Here is an 18,845-nt window from a genome sequence, read left to right on the forward strand (position 1 = left end):
CTGCGCGCGCGCCTGCCTGCGCAGGCGGTGCAGGCGGCGGGCCCGCTTGCCGGCCAGACCGTGGTGCTGACCGGCACGCTGGCCTCGATGGGTCGCGAGCAGGCCAAGGAGAAACTCGAAGCGCTCGGCGCCAGGGTGGCCGGCAGCGTATCCAGGAAGACCAGCTTCGTGGTGGCCGGGGCCGAGGCCGGCTCCAAGCTGGCCAAGGCGGAGGAACTGGGCGTGCCTGTCTGGGATGAGGCCAGGCTACTCGCCTTCCTGACGGAGCAGGCATGAGCGGCATCGGGGGATGCGACTGGCCGCCGACGGCGAGCGTAGAGGCGCTGCGCCTGCGTGCCAGCTTCAACCGCCTGGCGCGCGAGTTCTTCCATGCGCGTGGCGTGCTGGAAGTCGAAACCCCGGTGCTGTCGCGCGCCGGCAACACCGAGCCGAACATCGCCTCGTTCGCGCTGGAGTTCTGCGGACGCACCGATGGCGCGCCGCGCACGCGCTGGCTGCGCACCTCGCCCGAGTTCGCGCTCAAGCGCCTGCTGGCGGCCGGCATCGGCGACTGCTACGAGCTCGGGCGGGTGTTCCGCGACGGTGAGGCCGGCGGCCGCCACAACCCCGAGTTCACCATGCTGGAGTGGTATCGCGTCGGCTGGGACCACTTGCGCCTGCTGGACGAGACGGTGGCGCTGGTGCGTGAGGCGCTGGCGCTGGTGGGGCGCACGGCGACGCTGCGGGTGACGACCTTCCGCGACCTCTACCGCGACCGCCTGGGACTGGATCCATTCACCGCAGATGCGGGCGAACTGCACGCGGCGCTGGGCGATGTCGTCATCGACCCTGCCGGGCTAAACCGCGACGACTGGCTGGACCTGCTGATGACCCATCGCCTGCAGCCGGCGTTCGATGCCGACACCCTGCTGGCGGTGCATGACTGGCCGGCCTCACAGGCGGCGCTGGCGCGCATCCGCGAAGGCGATCCACCGGTGGCCGAACGCTTCGAGCTGTACCTGGGGTCGCTGGAGCTGGCCAATGGCTACCACGAGCTGCTGGATGCCGGTGAGCAGCGCGCCCGCTTCGAGCGCGACGGTCGCGTGCGCGCGGCGCGCGGACTGCCGGCCGTACCGATGGATCAGGCGCTGCTGGCGGCGCTCGCCAACGGCCTTCCGGAATGTGCCGGGGTGGCGCTGGGCGTGGATCGGCTGCTGATGGCGCTGCTTAGAACCGACCGCATCGCGGATGTGCTGGCGTTCGATTTCGCTCGCGCGTGAGACGCCACGCGACGGGAGGGCGATCGCTGAATGGCATATGGAGATCCAGGCGGGACGGCGCAGAAGTTTGGGGACGGGATGGCACCTCGGCGGAGCGTGGCGACTGTCGTGGCGGCGAGGCGCGCGTGGCGAGCCGAACCACGGGTGGTTCCGCGTATATGCCTGACCTGCGGTGAACGCGCGGAGCCGCCGTATCGAGGATCTCACCTGGGGCTACGGCCGCGGCGTGGTTTGGGTTGCGCAGGGCTGCCGCGCCGAGTTCCGCAGCAGTCGCTGAGTGGGGCGCAGGCTCGGGTCCGTGGTTAAATGCGCGGATGACCGATACCGCGCTTGCACTCGCCGATCTCGACTTCGACCGTTATGACCACGTCCGCCCGATCCGCTGGACCGGCGAGGCGCTGGAGCTGCTGGATCAACGGTTGCTGCCGTTTTCCGTGGTGCATGAAGTCTGCCGCAGCAGCGATGAGGTGGCCGAGGCCATCGCCAAGCTGGTGGTGCGTGGCGCACCCGCGATCGGGATCGCGGCCGCCTGGGGCGTCGTGCTGGCCGCACGCAGCATCGAGGTAACCCGCGCGCAGACGGCGCTGCATCAGCTGGAGCCGGCCTTGCAGCGTTTGAATGCGGCGCGGCCGACCGCGGTCAATCTGATGTGGGCGCTGGCGCGCATGCGCCGCGCGCTGGCGACGGCCGATGGCGACTGGCGCGCCGCGCTGGAGCGCGAGGCGCAGGCGATCGAGCGTGAGGACCTGGCCGCCAACCGCCGCATGGGCGCGCTCGGCGCCGCCTTGCTCGCGCCCGCCAGCGGGGTGCTGACCCACTGCAATACCGGCTCGCTGGCCACCGCCGGCTTCGGTACCGCGCTCGGCGTGATCCGCGCTGGCGTCGCCGCCGGCCGCGTCGCGCGCGTGTTCGCCACCGAAACCCGCCCCTGGAACCAGGGCGCGCGCCTGACCGTGTGGGAGCTGATGCAGGACGGGATCGACGCCACCCTGATCGCCGATTCCGCCGCCGCACACCTGATGAAGACCGGACAAGTGCAGTGGGTGGTGGTCGGCGCCGACCGCATTTGCGCCAATGGCGATACCGCCAACAAGATCGGCACCTACCAGCTGGCGATCGCGGCCAAGCACCACGGGGTGAAGGTGATGGTGGTGGCGCCGTCTTCGACCGTGGACATGGCGACCGCGGCGGGCGATGCGATCGAGATCGAGGAGCGCGACCCGGCCGAGTTGCTGAGCTTCCGTGGCGAGCGGGTGGTCGCCACGGGCGTGCGCGCCTGGAACCCGGTATTCGACGTCACCCCGCACGCACTCATCGATGCCATCGTCACCGAGCGCGGCGTGGTCGAGCAGCCCGATGCAGCGCGCATGCGCGCGCTGTTCGGCTGAGGCGTCGGCCGCTGCCGGCAAGGTGCCCGGCACGGGTCGCAGCTTTCCGCGCAAGCGATTGATTTTTCCGGTGAAATCCGGGTGCTTTGAGAGGCGGCGGATGATACAATCCAAGGCTTGCTCGAGCCCCGCCTGATGCGCGCGCGGATGCCGTTTCCGCGCCTCTGGCGTGGGCTCGCAATCCCGACCCAGATTCGCGACAGGAACCGCACCTACGATGGCCGATCTCGCCAAGGAAATCATCCCCGTCAAGCTGGAAGACGAGATGCGGCGCAGCTACCTCGATTACGCCATGAGCGTGATCGTCGGGCGCGCGCTGCCGGACGTGCGGGATGGCCTCAAGCCGGTGCACCGGCGCGTGCTGCACGCGATGAACGAGCTGGGCGCGCATAGCAACAAGCCCTATTACAAGTCGGCGCGCATCGTCGGCGACGTCATCGGTAAATACCACCCGCACGGCGACAGCGCGGTGTATGACACCCTGGTGCGCATGGCGCAGCCGTTCTCCCTGCGCTATCTGCTGGTGGATGGCCAGGGTAACTTCGGCTCGATCGACGGTGATTCGGCAGCCGCCATGCGCTATACCGAAGCGCGCATGTCGCGTCTGGCGCACGAGTTGATCGCCGACATCGACAAGGACACGGTCGATTTCCAGCCCAACTACGACGAGAAGGAGCTCGAACCCACGGTCATGCCGACCCGGGTGCCGAACCTGCTGGTCAATGGTTCGGCCGGCATCGCGGTCGGCATGGCGACCAACATCCCGCCGCACAACCTCGGCGAGGTGGTGGACGCGACGATCGCGCTGATCGACAACCCGGACATCGACATCGACGGCCTGATGGAATTCATCCCGGGCCCGGACTTCCCCACCGCCGGCATCATCAACGGCGTCGGTGGCATCCATGTCGCGTACCGCACCGGCAAGGGTCGCGTGCGCATCCGCGCCAAAGCCGAGATCGAGGTGGCCGATAACGGCCGCGAGTCGATCATCGTCACCGAGATCCCCTACCAGGTGAACAAGGCGCGGCTGATCGAGAAGATCGCCGAGCTGGTGAAGGAGAAGAAGCTCGAGGGCATCAGCGAGCTGCGCGACGAGTCCGACAAGGACGGCATGCGCATCTACATCGAGGTCAAGCGCGGCGAGTCGGCCGAGGTCGTGCTCAACAACCTGTACGCGCAGACCCAGATGGAGTCGGTGTTCGGCATCAACATGGTGGCGCTGGTCGATGGCCGCCCGCAGCTGCTGAACCTCAAGCAGATCCTTCAGGCCTTCGTGCGCCACCGCCGCGAGGTGGTGACCCGCCGCACCATCTTCGAGCTGCGCAAGGCGCGCGCCCGCGCCCACATCCTCGAAGGCCTGACCGTCGCGCTAGCCAACATCGACGCGATGATCGAGCTGATCAAGACCTCGGAGAACCCGCAGGTCGCCAAGGAACGCATGCTGGCGCGCACCTGGCAGCCGGGCCTGGTCGGCAGCCTGCTGGCCGCGGCAGGCGCGGAGGCTTCGCGTCCGGAGGACCTGCCGGCCGGCGTGGGCCTGCTGGCGGAGGGCTACCAGCTCACCGACACCCAGGCCCAGCAGATCCTGGAGATGCGCCTGCACCGCCTGACCGGGCTGGAGCAGGAGAAGCTCACCGACGAATACCGCCAGCTGCTGGAGGAGATCGCCGGGCTGATCCGCATCCTCGAAAACCCGGACGTGCTGCTGGAGGTGATCCGTGAGGAGCTGCGTGCGCTCAAGGCCGAGTTCGGTGATCCGCGCCGCAGCGAGATCCGCGCTTCCGAGGAAGATCTGGACATCCTCGACCTGATCGCGCCGGAAGACGTGGTGGTCACCCTGTCCCACGCCGGCTACGCCAAGCGCCAGCCGGCCACCGCCTACCGCGCGCAGAGGCGCGGCGGCAAGGGGCGCAACGCGGCGGCGACCAAGGACGAGGACTTCATCGACCAGCTGTGGCTGGTGAATACCCACGACACGCTGCTGACCTTCACCAGCCGCGGCCGCGTGTTCTGGCTGCCGGTGTATCAGCTGCCGGAGGCCGGGCCGAACGCGCGCGGGCGCCCGATCATCAACTGGATCCCGCTGGAAGAGGGCGAGAAGGTGCAGGCAGTACTGCCGGTGCGCGCGTACGAAGAGGGCAAGTTCGTATTCTTCGCCACCGCGAACGGCACGGTGAAGAAGACCGCGCTGACCGAGTTCGCATTCAAACTGGCGCGCGGCAAGATCGCGATCAGCCTGGACGAGGGCGATGCGCTCATCGGCGCGGCGCTGACCGACGGCGCGCGCGACATCATGTTGTTCGCCAGCAACGGCAAGGCCGTGCGTTTCGATGAGGGCGAGGTGCGCGCGATGGGGCGGGCGGCGGCCGGCGTGCGTGGAATGCGGCTGGCCGAGGGCGAGCGCGTGGTCAGCCTGATCGTGGTGGAGGGCGAGGGTGACATCCTCACCGCCAGCGAGCATGGCTATGGCAAGCGCACCGCGCTTGCGGAGTTCCCGAAGAAAGGCCGCGGCACCCAGGGCGTGATCGCGATGAAGACCAGCGAGCGCAACGGCGCACTGATCGGCGCGATCCAGCTTTCCGACCACCATGACGTGCTGCTGATCTCCGATGGCGGCACCCTGGTGCGCACGCGCGCGGCCGAGATTTCGCAGGTGGGTCGCAACACCCAGGGCGTCACCCTGATGCGGCTGGCCGAGGGCGAGAAGCTGCAGGCGATCGAACGGGTGGACGCCAGCTTCGATTCCGATGCCGACACCGAGGGCGACGGCGATCAGGCAAACGCCGACTGATCCCCGTCCCCGGGGGGGGGGCGCTGCAGGAGGGCGTGTCGGCTGCCGCGCCCACCGCGCATGCGATAGCCTGTAGTCGGATCGACGGATGCGGAGCATGGGAGCCGATGGACACGTGGGGGTGGGCCGCGGTTGCGGGGAGCGTGCTGGCGCTGGCCGGCATCGCGGCATGGCGACTGCGCCGCGGCACGGGCGCGGCGGCCTCGCGTAGCGCGCCATCCGTAGTCGCGGCAATGCATCCGCCGCCCTCGGCCGAGGCAGACGGGAATCGAGACCGCGCTGCTGACGCTGCAGCCGCGCCGGCGCCGCCCAGTGGACGCGAGTTGACCCGCGACCTGCTGGCCTCTGCGGTGGAATCCTCGCTGAGAGACGGAATCGCGCCTTCTGCCGACGAGGCGGCCCGCGCGGCGATCGCCACGGCCTGTGCCCACCTGCTGTCGCGCCCGCAGTTCCTGGCGCGCCATCTGCCGCGCCGCCCGCAGCTGTTGCCCCGGTTGATGCGCGCCTTCAACGATCCGGAGGTCGGGCTCGATCAGATCGTGCAGATCGTAAGCGAAGATCCGGCGCTGTCGGCCAATCTGCTGCGGATTGCCAACAGCGCCTACTACCGGGTGCAGGAGAGCGTCGTGGAGAATCTGCCGCGGGCCGCTGCCTTGCTCGGCCTGGACGGAATGCGCCAAGTATTGCTCGATGCGCTGCTGCAGCCGGTGCTGTCGGTGGGAGTCGGCCCGCTGCGGCGTTTGCCGGAGGTCATTTGGGAACATACCCGGCTGACGGCTGATATCGCAGCCGATCTGGCGCGCACGCGCCAGGACGCGGATGCCGCACTGGTCGCCCAGATGGCGGCGTTGCTGCATGGGCTGGGCATGCTCGTGGTCGTGCAGCTGCTGCGGGAGAACCCGCAACTGACGCCGGATGCGATGGCCGTGGCACAGATCCTGGAAGAGCAGGCCGCGCCGGTGGCGCACCGTATCGCCCAAAGCTGGGAACTGCCGCCGCGCATCGAGGCGGCGCTCGAGGCGCAGCGCGGCGAGCGCATGCCGACGGATCCGGTCGGGTGTGCGCTACGCAGCGGGCGCATGCTGGCTGCGCTCGCCATGCATTGCCACGCGGGGCGCTGGACGCCGGAGCAGGGGCTGGCCCTGCTGCAAGCCTGGGCCGACCAGCGCGGGCTGCAGGATGATCTCGGGTCGATCTGGCGGCGTCTGCACGCCCAGGATTAGCAGGCCCGCACGCGCTGCCGGCTTCAGTCCGGCAGATGGGCCAGCACGTGCTCGGCCGAAGATACCCGGTATTCGCCAGGGGCCTCCACCCACAGGCCCTTGACGATGCCATTCTCGGCGTACAGGGCGAAGCGCTTGCTGCGCAGCCCCATGCCATAGCCGCTGGCGTCCATTTCAAGCCCCAGCGCGCGGGTGAAGTCCGCATTGCCGTCGGCCAACAGGAGCAGGCCATCCGGCACGCCCTGGGCGCGTCCCCAGGCTTGCATCACGAAGGCATCATTCACGGCCATGCATGCCAGCGTGATGCCGCGCGCGCGGAAGGCATCGAAATGCTGGACATAGCTGGGCAGATGTCGTTCCGAGCAGGTCGGGGTGAACGCCCCCGGCACGGAAAACAGCACCAGCTTGCGATGGTCGAATAGCGTGTGGGTATCCACCTTGTGGATGCCGCGGCCGTCGATGTACTGCAGCACCGCTTCTGGAATACGCTCGCCGATTCGGATCGTCATTGGCCATCCTCGCATCACTGAAAAAATCCTGACTGGGGCGCGCGCAGCCGCATGCCTGCTCTTGACCGCGCCGGGCCTCGCTCCCATTTAGCGCTCGCGGCAGTGGTGCAGAGCCGCAACCCGTCAGGAGGAGGATGCCATGAATTCGATCACTCATACGAATGATCCGCGCCTTGCGCAAGCGCCGCGTCGTCTGAGCCAGTCTGCGTTTCCGGATGACGTGCGCCAGTTGTTCGAGCGGTTCTTCCAGATCGGCGACTTCGCCGATGGTTCTTCGGTGGTGACCAGCGAGTGGACACCACGGGTGGACATCCGGGAAGAGGACAATCGTTTCGTGATCCTGGCCGACTTGCCGGGCATCGATCCGAACGATGTGGAAATCATGATGGACAAGGGCATTTTGTCCATCAAGGGCGAGCGCAAGAGCGAGGCCGAACACCACAGCGAGCGCTACAGCCGGATCGAGCGCCGCTACGGCATGTTCCACCGTCGTTTCGCGCTGCCCGACAGCGCCGATCCCGATGCGATCACCGCGCAGGGCTACAACGGCGTGCTGGAGATCAGCATTCCCAAGCGGCCGGAGACCACCCCGCGCCGGATTCATGTCGGCAAGCCGGAGGGCCGCGTTTCCTGAAAAAGTGCGCTTGACGGTCACCGGTTGCTAGCGCTTGCGTCTAGACTACGGCCCGTGATGTTCGCGGGCCGTAGCTTTTGTGGGGCGCTATGGCGCCGCCTGCGCCGGCGCGAACTCGCATCGGCTTCTCATCGAATCGAACTGGAAGCGGCTTGGCATGGAATTCAAGGATTACTACGCGACGCTCGGGGTAGAGCCCAGCGCGGGCGAGGCAGAGATCAAGACTGCCTATCGACGGTTGGCGCGCAAGTACCACCCCGATGTGAGCACGGAAAAAGACGCCGAGGAGCGGTTCAAGGCGGTCAACGAGGCCTACGAAGTGCTGCGCGACCCGCAGAAGCGCGCCGCCTATGACCAGCTGCGTGCCGGCGGCTATCGTCCGGGCGATGAGATCCGGCCGCCGCCGGGCGGCTTCCATCGCGGTGCCGGCGGGCAGCCGGACTTCGATTTCGAAGAAATCTTCGCTGGCGGTGGCGCTGGCGGCGGATTCTCCGATTTCTTCGAGAGTCTGTTCGGGCGCGGCGGCCCAGGCGGTCGCGCTGGTCGTTCGGGCGCGGGCCACAGTGGCGATACCCGCGCCCGGCTCGCGGTGCCGCTGAAGGCCGTGTATGAAGGCAGCAGCGTGCGCGTGACGGTCAACGGCAAGACCCTGGACGTGCGCATCCCCAAGGGCATTCGCCCGGGGCAGGTGATTCGCCTCGCCAAGCAGGGGCGCGGCGGGGGAGATCTGCTACTCGAAATCGAATACGCGGCCGATCCGCAATTCGAGGTCGATGGCCGCAACATCCTCTACACGCTGCCAGTGGCGCCGTGGGAGGCTGCGCTCGGCGCCTCTCTCAGTGTGCCGACCCTCGGAGGCCCTGTGGAAGTGAAGATCCCGCCGGATTCCGAAGGCGGTCGCAAGCTGCGCCTACGTGGCCGCGGCCTGCCAGGTAGCAACGGGCAGCCGGCGGGCGACCAAATCGTGGAGTTGGAGATCCTGGCGCCGAAGGCGCATACCGAGGCCCAGCGCAAAGCCTACGTCGCCATGCGCGACGCGTTCGGGAAAGACTGGCGCCGCAGCTGAGCGGCGCCTTTCCTCTCGTTAGGAAGGTCTGAACGACGCCATCCAGGCGTTGTCAGCCCGGCGTTCCCCCACCTTCAGTAGCGGTTCGATCTAGAGCCCGGCACCGGCCCGGACTGGGCGCACGCGCATCCATCACGTGCATGATGAATGCGTGGCCGGCCATCTGTGGCCGACGGGAATCTCCGAGTTGATCAGAGGCTCTTTGGCGCCCGGCCGTTCCCTGCAACGCGCGCAGACGTGGTTGCGGGCTGGGTTGCTCAGGCTCCGCCCAGATATTGACCGATCGTCTGGGACAGCTCGGCTTCGCTGAACGGCTTGGTGATGTAGGCCTTGGCGCCCTGGCGCATGCCCCACACGCGGTCGGTGTCCTGGTCTTTGGTGGTGACGAGGATGACCGGGATGTGCTTGGTTGCGGGGTCGCGGGTGATCGAGCGGGTAGCCTGGAACCCGTTGAGGTTGGGCATCACCACGTCCATCAGGATCAGGTCGGGCAACTCGCGCTTGGCGGCTTCTACCCCGGCCGCCCCATCCTCGGCGGTGAGCGCTTCGTGGCCGAGCTTTTCCACGATGCGACGGATGCTCATCAGCTGAGAGGGCGAATCATCGACGATCAGGATGCGTGCCATGGACAGTCCCCGGGGTTTCTTCGTCGATTGTAGCGACCGGCTGGCCGCCTGCAAGCAACCTAGGCAGAAGGTGCGATGCGCACCACGGTACGCCCCAGCGAGCCGCCGGCAAGCATGGTGGAGAACACTTCCGGCAGCGCTTCGAGGGGGACTTCGCGAGTGCAGATCGCATCCAGCGATTCGGGTTTCCAGTCACGGGCCAGCCGCCGCCACACCTCGTCGCGGATGGCGCGCGCGGTGCCGGCCGAGGCCACGCCCAGCAGCGATACCCCGCGGATGATGAAGGGCATCACCGTGGCGTGCAGCTCTGGCGAGGCGGCCAGCCCACAGCTGGCGACGTTGCCGTAAGGCGCGGTTTGCGCCAGCAGGCTGGCCAGCATCGGCCCGCCTACGTTGTCGAGACCACCGCCGAAACGTGCCGACTCCATGGGGCGAGTAGTCGCGAGCGCATCGCGGCCCAGCACGGCGCTGGCGCCCAGAGATTTCAGGTAGTCGGCATGTTCCGGCTTGCCGCTGATCGCATGCACGGCAAAGCCGGCCTTGCGGAAGATCGCGATCGCCAGCGAGCCGACGCCGCCGGTGGCGCCGGTGACCGCCAGCGGGCCCAGTTCCGGCGTCTGCCGGTTCTCGATCATGCGCAGCAATGCCAGCCCGGCGGTGAACCCGGCGGTGCCCAGGATCATCGCTTCGCGCAGGGTCAGCCCTGTCGGCAGCGGAATCACCCAGCGTGCGTCCAGTCGCGCGTATTCCGCATAGCCGCCGTCGCGGGTTTCCGACAGCCCGCTGCCGGTCACCAACACCGCATCGCCTTCCTTGAACGCAGGATCGGTGGAGGCGACCACGTGGCCGGCGACATCGATGCCACCGACCAGCGGGAACGCGCGCAGGATCTTGCCTTTGCCGGTGCCGGCCAGCGCGTCCTTGTAGTTGACCGAGGAGTAGGCCGTCCGGATGACGACTTCGCCGGGATTGAGATCATCGAGCGCGATGGTTTCAAGGCCACTGCGATAGCCGCCCTGGCCGTCGTCGCCGTGGATGCGGAAGGCGCGGAAACGGGTGGGGATGCTCATACGTCCTCCGAGGTGAGCTTGAGCTGCGAGCGGCGCTTCTCGTCCAGCCACTTGTCGGCCTGCGCCGGCACATAGGTGCGCATCCAGGCCAGCATGGCGTCGATGTCGCTGCCGTGAAACATGTCGGCGCGTTGCTCCGGATGCAGGAAGCGCTCGCGCACCATGGTATCCAGCATCGCCATCAGCGGCTGCCAGAAGCCGTTCACGTCGAGGAAAGCGCACGGCTTCTTGCCGAGGCCCAGCTGGCGCCAGGTCAGCATCTCGAACATCTCGTCCAGGGTGCCGAAGCCGCCGGGCAGGGCGACGAAGCCGTCGGCCAGTTCGAACATCCGCGCCTTGCGGGTGTGCATGGAGTCGACCACTTCCAGCCGGGTCAGGCCCTTGTGCGCCACTTCCCAGTCCACCAGCTGCTGCGGGATGACGCCGATCACTTCGCCGCCTTCTGCGAGAACCGCATCCGCGATGATGCCCATCAGTCCGACGTTGCCGCCGCCATACACCAGCGTGATGCCGTCGCGCGCCAGGCGCTTGCCGAGGGCGCGCGCCTGGCTGGCATAGGCCGGATCACTGCCGGCATTGGAACCGCAATAGGCGCAGAGGGTTTTCATCCGTGAGCCTTGAAATGGGTGAGCAGGAACTGCACCGCGCTCATGCCGGCGAACCCGGCCAGCGCGGCGAGCAGGCCGGGGCGCTTGGCCAGGCCCGAGGCGAGCAGCACCAGCGCCACCGTGATGATCGTCTTGAGCAGGAACTGCAGGGGCATCGGTGCATTCAGCCTCGAAATGCGAACGGCGCCACGCGGGCGCCGTCCGGGGACGCGGGCGGCCTTCAGTTGGCCTTGTGGATCGCCCGCTTGTGCACCGCCATCGCGGCGTCGTGCACGGCTTCGCTCAGCGACGGGTGGGCGTGGCAGATGCGCGCCAGGTCGTCGGCGCTGCCCTTGAACTCCATCGCCAGCACGCCTTCGTGGACCAGCTCGGATACGTTGGCGCCGACCAGGTGCATGCCGAGGATGGTGTCGGTCTCGGCGTGCGCCAGCACCTTCACGAAGCCCGCCGGCTCGGCCATCGCCACCGCGCGGCCGACCGCCGCGAACGGGAAGCTGCCGGCCTTGTACGGGATGCCCTCGGCCTTCAGCTGCTCCTCGGTCTTGCCGACCCAGGCGATTTCCGGCTCGGTATAGATCACCCACGGGATGGTGTCGAAGTTGACGTGGCCCGGCAGGCCCGCGATCAGCTCGGCCACCGCGATGCCTTCCTCGAAGCCCTTGTGCGCCAGCATCGGCCCGCGCACGCAGTCGCCGACCGCCCACACGCCGTCCACCCCGGTGTGGCAGTGCTCGTCGACCACGATCCGGCCGCGTTCGTCGAGCTGCACGCCGGTGCCTTCGGCCAGCAGCCCCTTGGTGGCAGGGCGACGGCCCACGGCCACCAGCAGCTTGTCCACCACCAGTTCCTGCGCGGCGCCTGCATCGTCGGTGTAGTGGACGTGCACGCCGTCATTCTTCACCTCGGTGTTGGACACCTTGCAGCCCAGGCGAATGTCCAGGCCCTGCTTCTTGAACTCGCGCGCGGCGATCTTGCTGACTTCCGCATCGGCGGCGGCGAGGAACGTCGGCATCCCTTCCAGGATCGTCACCTGCGCGCCCAGACGGTTCCACACGCTGCCCAGCTCCAGGCCGATCACGCCGGCGCCGATCACACCCAGACGCTTGGGCACGTCCTCGAGGTTCAGCGCACCGACGTTGTCGATGATGTGCTCGCCGAACTTGGCAAACGGTAGCTCGATGGAGTCGGATCCCGCAGCCAGGATGACGTTGGTGCCCTTGAGTTCGACCTCGCTGCCGTCGTGCTGCTTCACCTTGACCACGTTGCCCGGCTGCAGCTGGCCGTAGCCGTAGAACGTGGTGATCTTGTTCGCCTTGAACAGCTGCGCGATGCCGCCGGTGAACTGCTTCACGATGGCGTCCTTGCGCGCGATCATCTTCTTCACGTCGATCGCCGGTTTTTCGAAGCTGATCCCGTGCTGGTCGAAGATGTGGCCCATGTTCCAGAACTGGCGGCTGGAATCCAGCAGCGCCTTGGACGGGATGCAGCCCACGCGCAGGCAGGTGCCTCCCAGCGCCGGCTTGCCGTCCTTGCCCAGCGCGGCGTCGATGCAGGCGGTCTTCATGCCCAGCTGCGCGGCGCGGATGGCCGCGTGATAGCCGGCGGGGCCGGCACCGATGACCACGACGTCGAATTGCTGTTGTTCGCTCATTGAAAGGTTCCTTGTCTGCAAGCAGGAAGCCCCGCGAGGCGGGGCTTCGGGCCGGGTTGCTTACATGCCCAGCAGCATGCGGTGCGGGTTCTCGAGCTGGTTCTTGATGTCCACCAGGAACAGCACCGCATCCTTGCCGTCGATGATGCGGTGGTCGTAGCTGAGCGCGATGTACATCATCGGCGCGATCACCACCTGGCCGTTTTCCGCGATCGGACGCTCTTTGATCGCGTGCATGCCGAGGATGGCGCTCTGCGGTGGGTTCACGATCGGCGTGCTCATCAGCGAACCGAAGGTGCCGCCGTTGGTGATCGTGAAGGTGCCGCCCTGCAGATCTTCCAGCTTCAGACCGCCTTCGCGCGCCTGCTTGGCGAAGGTGGCGATGCCTTTTTCGATGTCGGCAAAACTCATGCGCTCGACGTTGCGCAGCACTGGGGTCACTAGGCCCTTGTCGGTGGCGACCGCGACGCTGATGTCGGCGTAGCCGTGGTAGATGATGTCGTTGCCGTCCACCGAGGCGTTGATGATCGGATGGCGCTGCAACGCGTTGGCGGCCGCCTTGGCGAAGAAGCTCATGAAGCCCAGCTTGATGCCGTTGGCCTTCTCGAACTGCTCGCCCAGCTCCTTGCGCATCTGCATGACCTTGGACAGATTCACCTCGTTGAACGAGGTCAGCATGGCGATGGAGTTCTTGGACTGCATCAGGCGCTCGGCGATGCGGGCGCGCATGCGGGTCATCGGCACGCGCTCTTCCGGACGCGCGCCGCCGATCACGCCGGCGGTCTTGCCGCTGGCGTAGTTGACGATGTCTTCCTTGGTGACCATGCCGCGACGGCCGGTGCCGGCCACTTCGGCCGGATTGACGCCCGAGGTGACGGCCGCGAAACGCGCGCCCGGCGGCAGGCCATCTGCGGGGGAGGGCGATGCCGCCTTGGTGGATGCGGCAGGCGCTGCTGCAGCGGCCGCCTTGGGCACCTCTGCTGCTGGCGCCGGCGCTGCCGGGGCCGCAGTCTCCGCCACGGCGCCCTCTTCGATCACTGCGATCACCTGCTGGCTGGTGACGGTGTCGCCTTCCTTGAACCGGATCTCCTTGAGCACCCCATCGACCGGGGCGGGCACTTCCAGCACGACCTTGTCGGTTTCCAGGTCGAGCAGGTTTTCATCGCGCTTGACCGCGTCGCCGGCCTTCTTGTGCCAGCTGGCGATGGTGGCGTCGGAGACGGATTCGGGGAGAACCGGGACTTTGACTTCGATGGCCATGAGGGTGTCCTGTCGGAAGACGGAAGATGGGGGTCAATCGGCGGCGGTGTCGCCGGCGGCGGGGTTGACGAGGGCGTCGGCCAGCAGCTGTTCCAGCTCGGCCAGGTGTTCGGCCATGTGGCCGGCGGCGGGCGAGGGCGAGCGCGGGCGGCCGGCATAGCTCAGGCGCTGCTTCGGCTGCAGGCAGGCGCGCAGATGGTGCTGGATCTGGTACCACGCGCCCTGGTTCTGCGGCTCTTCCTGGCACCAGATCACTTCGCTGGTGGCAGCGAGCCGTTTCAGCTCGGCGGCCAGCTCCGGACGCGGGAACGGATACAGCTGTTCCACGCGCACCAGCGCCACATCGTCGATGCCGCGTTTGTGCGTCTCCTCCAGCAGGTCGTAATAGACCTTGCCAGCGCACACCACCACCCGGCGTACCTTCTTGGCGGTAGCGGTGGTGTCCGGAATCAGGCGCTGGAACTCGCCGTTGGCCAGCTCGTCCAGGGTCGAGACCGCCAGCTTGTGGCGCAGCAGTGACTTCGGCGTCATCACCACCAGCGGCTTGCGCGTGCGCATCTTCATCTGCCGGCGGATCATGTGGAAATCCTGGGCCGGCGTGGTCGGCGCGCACACGATCATGTTGTCCAGCGCGCACAGCTGCAGGAAGCGCTCCAGGCGTGCCGAGCTATGCTCCGGGCCCTGGCCCTCGTAGCCGTGCGGCAGGTACAGGGCCAAGCCGCACAGGCGGTCCCACTTGGCTTCGCCGGCGGCGATGAACTGGTCGATCACCACCTGCGCGCCGTTGGCGAAGTCGCCGAACTGGGCTTCCCAGATGTCCAGGGTATAGGGGTCGGCGGTGGCATAGCCGTATTCGAACGCCAGCACCGCCTCTTCGCTCAGCAGCGAATCGATGACGGTGACGTCTTCCGGGTTCTGCACGAGTTCGCGCAGCGGCAGGTAGTAGGCGTCGGTGGTCTGATCGTGCAGGATCGCGTGGCGGTGGAAGAAGGTGCCGCGCCCGCAGTCCTGGCCGACCAGGCGCAGGCGGTAGCCTTCATCGAGCAGAGTGGCATAGGCCAGGTTCTCGGCGAAGCCCCAGTCGCCCGGCAGTTCGCCGGCCGCCATCTTGCGCCGATCCTCGTAGATCTTCGCCACCCGCGGATGCAGCTTGACCGTCTCGGGGATGGAGTTGATCTGCGCGGCCAGGCGGTCCAGCGTCGCGCGTTCGACACGCGTGTCCACCGGATCGGAGAGTTTGCCCGCCAGGAAGGGACGCCAGTCCACGGTCAGGGTATCGGCCGGCGCGGGAGCCGCCAGCTCGGTGGTGACTTCGCCGGCATCGAGCTTGTGGCGATAGGCCTCCACCAGCGCCTGCGCCTCTGTCGTCGGCACGCTGCCTTCGGCATCCAGACGCGCAGCGTAGAGCTCGCGGGTGGTCTTCATCGCGCGGATCTTCTGGTACATCAGCGGCTGGGTGGCCGCCGGCTCGTCGGCCTCGTTATGGCCATGCCGGCGATAGCAGACCAGATCGATGACGACGTCCTTGCCGAAGGTCTGGCGGAAATCGAAGGCCAGCTCGGCGGCAAAGGCCACCGCCTCCGGATCGTCCCCGTTCACGTGCAGCACCGGGGCGCCGACCATCTTGGCCACGTCGGTGCAGTACAGGGTGGAGCGGGCGTCCTCGGCGGCGCTGGTGGTGAAGCCGACCTGATTGTTGACCACGATGTGGACGGTGCCGCCCACCGTGAAGCCGCGCGCCTGCGACATCTGGAACAGTTCCATCACCACGCCCTGGCCGGCGAACGCGGCGTCGCCGTGGATCAGCACCGGCAGCACCTGCTTGCGCTTGGTATCGCCGCGGCGGTGCTGGCGCGAGCGTGCGCTGCCGGCGACCACCGGGTCCACGATTTCCAGATGCGAGGGGTTGAACGCCAGCGCCAGATGGACCGGGCCACCAGGGGTGGCGACGTCGCTGGAGAAGCCCATGTGGTACTTCACGTCGCCGGTATGCGCATGGTCGCCGCTGCGGGCGTGTTCGAACTTGCCCTCGAACTCGTCGAACAGCTTGCGCGGCGGCTTGCCTAGCGTGTTGACCAGCACGTTCAGGCGGCCGCGATGGGCCATGCCGATCACGATGTCCTTCACGCCGTTTGCCCCGGCGCGGCGGATGGTGACGTCCAGCAGCGGGATCAGGGATTCGCCGCCTTCCAGCGAGAACCGCTTCTGGCCGACGTACTTGGTATGCAGGTAGCGCTCCAGCCCTTCCGCGGCGGTCAGACGCTCGAGGATGCGGCGCTTGTCCTCCACGCTCCGTCCGTAGTTGCCGGCGGCGGCCTCCAGGCGCTCATACACCCAGCGCCGCTGGTCGGCATCGGTGATGTGCATGAACTCGGCGCCGATGCTGCCGGTGTAGGTGGCCTTCAGCAGAGCCAGCAACTCGCGCAGCTTCATGCGCGGGCGGCCACCGACACCGCCGGTGCTGAATTCGGTATCGAGATCGCGTTCGGACAGGTGGTGGAAGGTCAGCTCCAGGTCCGGCGGGTTCAGCGGCGGGGTCAGACCGAGCGGATCGAGCTTGGCGGCCAGATGGCCGCGCGAGCGGTAGGCGGTGATCAGGCGGCCGACGTGGCGCTCGCGCTCATCGCCGGCGCAGGGGGCCGCGTGCGCTGCTTCGCGCGCGGCCTGGGCGATCTGCGCGATCACCGCCGAGTGCGGGACATCACCGGCTTCGCGTCCTCGCAGTCCGTCGAAATAGTGCTTCCACTTCGGATCCACGCTGTCCGGCGCGACCAGGTATTGCTCGTAGAGATCTTCGATATACGCCCCGTTGGCCCCGAGCTGGGAGGTTTGGGCGAACTGCTTGAGGAGACTGTCCACGGTGTGGCGAGCGACCTATGGGGTGGGGAAAGGGATGGGCGAACCAGAGCAGTTCGCTCGGATGTCAAACTGAATGCGCAAGACCAAGAGCCGAGATTATAGCTGCCAGGGCGAGGCGGGACAGCCCGCCGCGGCCCAGAAACAGCGGCGAACGCGTCCGCTTCAGAGCCCCAGCGCCCGGTATTCAGCCACGGGTCGGGAACGCTCCCAGATTTCCTCGAAGCGCTGCTGCAACTGGCGGACGCGGGCGCGGCCGTCCAGGCAGGCGCTGCCGTTCACCGCATCGCCCTGGGCGCGGACGTAATAGCCGCCGCTGTCGTTGGCGATCATCGCGCTGCGGTCTTCGCGGTACACCGGGTCGTCCACTTCCCGGAACTGAAATACGCTGGGCAGGCGCTGCGCCAGCTCCAGCAGTTTGACGTGGGCGGCCTGTGGGGCGGCGGCATCGTGCAGCAGGATGCGCACCTGCACGTCGCGACGGGAAGTGGCGAAGGCCCGCAGGGCCGCCAGCACCTCGGGATGGTCGAATAGCCAGGGTTCCAAATCCAGGCTGCGGATCCACAGCGTGCGCCGGGCCTCGGCCACGATCCGGGCAGTGATGCCGATCGCGGCAGGGTGGTCGTCGATCCGGAGCAGGTTGGTGCCCACGGGGGCGGTGGCGGCTTCGCCGGGGACATCGGCGGGATGCTGGTCGCTCATTCGGCATCCTCCTGTTCCAGCTGGTAATGGCCGGCGCCGACCAGGGCCAGCAGCGCCGCGCGGCCCGGCTCAGACAGGCCGGCGTAGGCCTCAGCGTCGATTTGCTCGGCCGCGGCCAGGCGACGGGCATCCTCGCCTGGTAGCAGGTGCTGCTCGCCGCTGGCGTACAGACGGATGCGCCCGTCGGCGCCGCGGCGCCAGGCCATCCGCGACCACGGATGCCGGCGTAGGCAGCCGCCTGCGGCCAGCGCAGCTTCTAGCGCTTCCGCCGGCGGCGCGGCCTCGGCGGCTGCCGGCAGCACCGCGCTGCGGTAGGTGGTGATGAAGCGGCCGAACCAGTCGCCCAGGCGGTCGGGATCCTCCCGCCACAGCTGGCGCAAGGCGGCTTCGACCCGCTCCAGCGCGGCGGCGTCGATTTCGTTGGGGTCGGCCACCGGAGTGATATCGGGGTCGGCGTAGCGCAGCGCGTCCGGAGCCTCGGCGGCCAGGCTGTCGGCATAGTCGGCCAGCAGCTCGCCGGCGCCCGGGGCGCGCATCCCGATCGAGAAGGTCAGGCACGGGTCCTCGGCGATGCCGTGGTGCGGCACGCCCGGCGGCAGGTAAAGCATGTCGCCCGGGGCCAGCACCCAGTCGTGGGTCGGGGTGAAGCGCTGCAGCAGCTTCAGCTCGACGTCGGGGCGGAAGTCCAGCGGCGGATTGGGGCCGGCATCGATCAGCCAGCGGCGGTGGCCGCGGGCCTGCAGCAGGAACACGTCGTACTGGTCCACGTGCGCGCCGACCGAGCCGCCGGTCGCGGCGAAGCTCACCATCACGTCGTCGATCCGCCAGCGCGGCAGGAACGCGAAATGGTCGAGCAGGGCGCGCAGGTCGGCGTCCCACTTGTCCATGTCCTGCACCAGCAGGGTCCAGTCGTGGTCGGGCAGGCCGGGGAAGTCGTCCTCGGCGAACGGCCCGTGGCGGACGCTCCAGTCATCGCGCGCGCGGTCGTGCTGGATCAGGCGCGCCAGCACGCCCTCCTCGCAGGCCAGCCCGGCCAGGTCCTCCGGCTCCAGCGGCGCGACATAGCCGGGAAAGGCGTTGCGGATCAGCAGTGGACGCTTCTGCCAGTACTCGCGCAGGAAGCGTTCGGGCGGCATGCCCAGCGGGAAGGGGCCGGCGGCGGCGTCGATTTCGATGGGCGGAGGCGGGCCGGCCATTTG

17 protein-coding genes and 1 pseudogene are annotated in these 18,845 nt (G+C 68.0%); 8 read left to right on the forward strand and 10 right to left on the reverse strand.

The annotated features are described in order from the left end of the window. Window positions 1–54: 54 nt before the first annotated feature. The 6 genes and pseudogenes from ML342_RS12030 to ML342_RS01785 all read left to right on the forward strand — a co-directional run. Window positions 55–276 (forward strand): annotated as a pseudogene (locus ML342_RS12030) (BRCT domain-containing protein); the annotation flags it as partial. Continuing rightward, window positions 273–1,259, forward strand: coding sequence for an EF-P lysine aminoacylase EpmA (epmA, locus tag ML342_RS01770; protein WP_240125185.1), 987 nt, complete (start codon window positions 273–275; stop codon window positions 1,257–1,259). The pseudogene ML342_RS12030 and the gene epmA, both read left to right, overlap by 4 nt. Window positions 1,260–1,431: 172 nt before the next feature. Beyond that, on the forward strand, window positions 1,432–1,536 hold the full coding sequence (locus tag ML342_RS11990; RefSeq protein WP_369408257.1) for a DUF3011 domain-containing protein: 105 nt from the start codon (window positions 1,432–1,434) through the stop codon (window positions 1,534–1,536). Window positions 1,537–1,573: 37 nt separating this feature from the next. Then, the gene (gene mtnA, locus ML342_RS01775) at window positions 1,574–2,647 is read left to right on the forward strand and encodes an S-methyl-5-thioribose-1-phosphate isomerase (protein ID WP_240125186.1); all 1,074 of its coding nucleotides are present in this window, start codon (window positions 1,574–1,576) and stop codon (window positions 2,645–2,647) included. Between the two features lie 217 nt (window positions 2,648–2,864). Next, window positions 2,865–5,441, forward strand: a complete 2,577-nt coding sequence (gene gyrA, locus ML342_RS01780) for a DNA gyrase subunit A (RefSeq protein ID WP_240125187.1) — start codon at window positions 2,865–2,867, stop codon at window positions 5,439–5,441. A 323-nt stretch (window positions 5,442–5,764) separates the two neighbouring features. Further along, window positions 5,765–6,664: an HDOD domain-containing protein gene (locus ML342_RS01785; RefSeq protein WP_240125188.1), complete on the forward strand. Its 900-nt coding sequence runs from the start codon at window positions 5,765–5,767 to the stop codon at window positions 6,662–6,664. Between the two features lie 23 nt (window positions 6,665–6,687). Here ML342_RS01785 and ML342_RS01790 read toward each other — a convergent pair whose 3' ends face one another. After that, a complete protein-coding gene (locus ML342_RS01790) occupies window positions 6,688–7,173 on the reverse strand; it encodes a peroxiredoxin (protein WP_240125189.1) in 486 nt (161 codons plus the stop codon). 139 nt (window positions 7,174–7,312) lie between these two features. On the opposite strand from ML342_RS01790, the gene ML342_RS01795 reads away from it, so the two are divergent. Both ML342_RS01795 and ML342_RS01800 read left to right on the forward strand, forming a co-directional pair. Continuing rightward, window positions 7,313–7,807 (forward strand): Hsp20/alpha crystallin family protein, encoded by a 495-nt coding sequence (locus tag ML342_RS01795; protein WP_240125190.1) that lies wholly within the window; start codon window positions 7,313–7,315, stop codon window positions 7,805–7,807. 157 nt (window positions 7,808–7,964) lie between these two features. Then, a complete protein-coding gene (locus ML342_RS01800; protein WP_240125191.1) occupies window positions 7,965–8,873 on the forward strand; it encodes a DnaJ C-terminal domain-containing protein in 909 nt (302 codons plus the stop codon). Window positions 8,874–9,130: 257 nt separating this feature from the next. On the opposite strand, the gene ML342_RS01805 is transcribed toward ML342_RS01800, so the two are convergent. From ML342_RS01805 to ML342_RS01845, 9 genes are all read right to left on the reverse strand, one after another. Next, a complete protein-coding gene (locus tag ML342_RS01805) occupies window positions 9,131–9,499 on the reverse strand; it encodes a response regulator (RefSeq protein WP_240125192.1) in 369 nt (122 codons plus the stop codon). Between the two features lie 59 nt (window positions 9,500–9,558). Further along, window positions 9,559–10,569, reverse strand: a complete 1,011-nt coding sequence (locus ML342_RS01810) for a YhdH/YhfP family quinone oxidoreductase (protein ID WP_240125193.1) — start codon at window positions 10,567–10,569, stop codon at window positions 9,559–9,561. Continuing rightward, window positions 10,566–11,177: an LOG family protein gene (locus ML342_RS01815; RefSeq protein WP_240125194.1), complete on the reverse strand. Its 612-nt coding sequence runs from the start codon at window positions 11,175–11,177 to the stop codon at window positions 10,566–10,568. The genes ML342_RS01810 and ML342_RS01815 overlap by 4 nt, the downstream gene beginning before the upstream one ends. Continuing rightward, a complete protein-coding gene (locus tag ML342_RS01820) occupies window positions 11,174–11,332 on the reverse strand; it encodes a hypothetical protein (RefSeq protein WP_240125195.1) in 159 nt (52 codons plus the stop codon). The genes ML342_RS01815 and ML342_RS01820 overlap by 4 nt, the downstream gene beginning before the upstream one ends. A gap of 65 nt (window positions 11,333–11,397) precedes the next feature. Then, complete coding sequence (gene lpdA / locus ML342_RS01825; protein WP_240125196.1) at window positions 11,398–12,828, reverse strand: dihydrolipoyl dehydrogenase; 1,431 nt, start codon at window positions 12,826–12,828, stop codon at window positions 11,398–11,400. Between the two features lie 60 nt (window positions 12,829–12,888). Continuing rightward, on the reverse strand, window positions 12,889–14,088 hold the full coding sequence (gene sucB, locus ML342_RS01830) for a dihydrolipoyllysine-residue succinyltransferase (RefSeq protein ID WP_240125197.1): 1,200 nt from the start codon (window positions 14,086–14,088) through the stop codon (window positions 12,889–12,891). 33 nt (window positions 14,089–14,121) lie between these two features. Next, entirely contained in the window at window positions 14,122–16,947 is a 2,826-nt protein-coding gene (locus ML342_RS01835; RefSeq protein ID WP_240125198.1) for a 2-oxoglutarate dehydrogenase E1 component, read from the reverse strand. 162 nt (window positions 16,948–17,109) lie between these two features. Beyond that, window positions 17,110–17,646 carry a DUF7931 domain-containing protein gene (locus ML342_RS01840; protein WP_240125199.1) on the reverse strand — a complete coding sequence of 179 codons (537 nt, stop codon included), beginning with the start codon at window positions 17,644–17,646 and terminating at the stop codon, window positions 17,110–17,112. Beyond that, window positions 17,643–18,842 (reverse strand): ribosomal protein uL16 3-hydroxylase, encoded by a 1,200-nt coding sequence (locus ML342_RS01845; protein ID WP_240125200.1) that lies wholly within the window; start codon window positions 18,840–18,842, stop codon window positions 17,643–17,645. The genes ML342_RS01840 and ML342_RS01845 overlap by 4 nt, the downstream gene beginning before the upstream one ends. Between the last annotated feature and the right edge of the window lie 3 nt (window positions 18,843–18,845).

Origin of the sequence: Thermomonas alba (genome assembly GCF_022419205.1) — a bacterium.
In the GTDB taxonomy this organism is placed as follows: Bacteria; Pseudomonadota; Gammaproteobacteria; order Xanthomonadales; family Xanthomonadaceae; genus Thermomonas; species Thermomonas alba.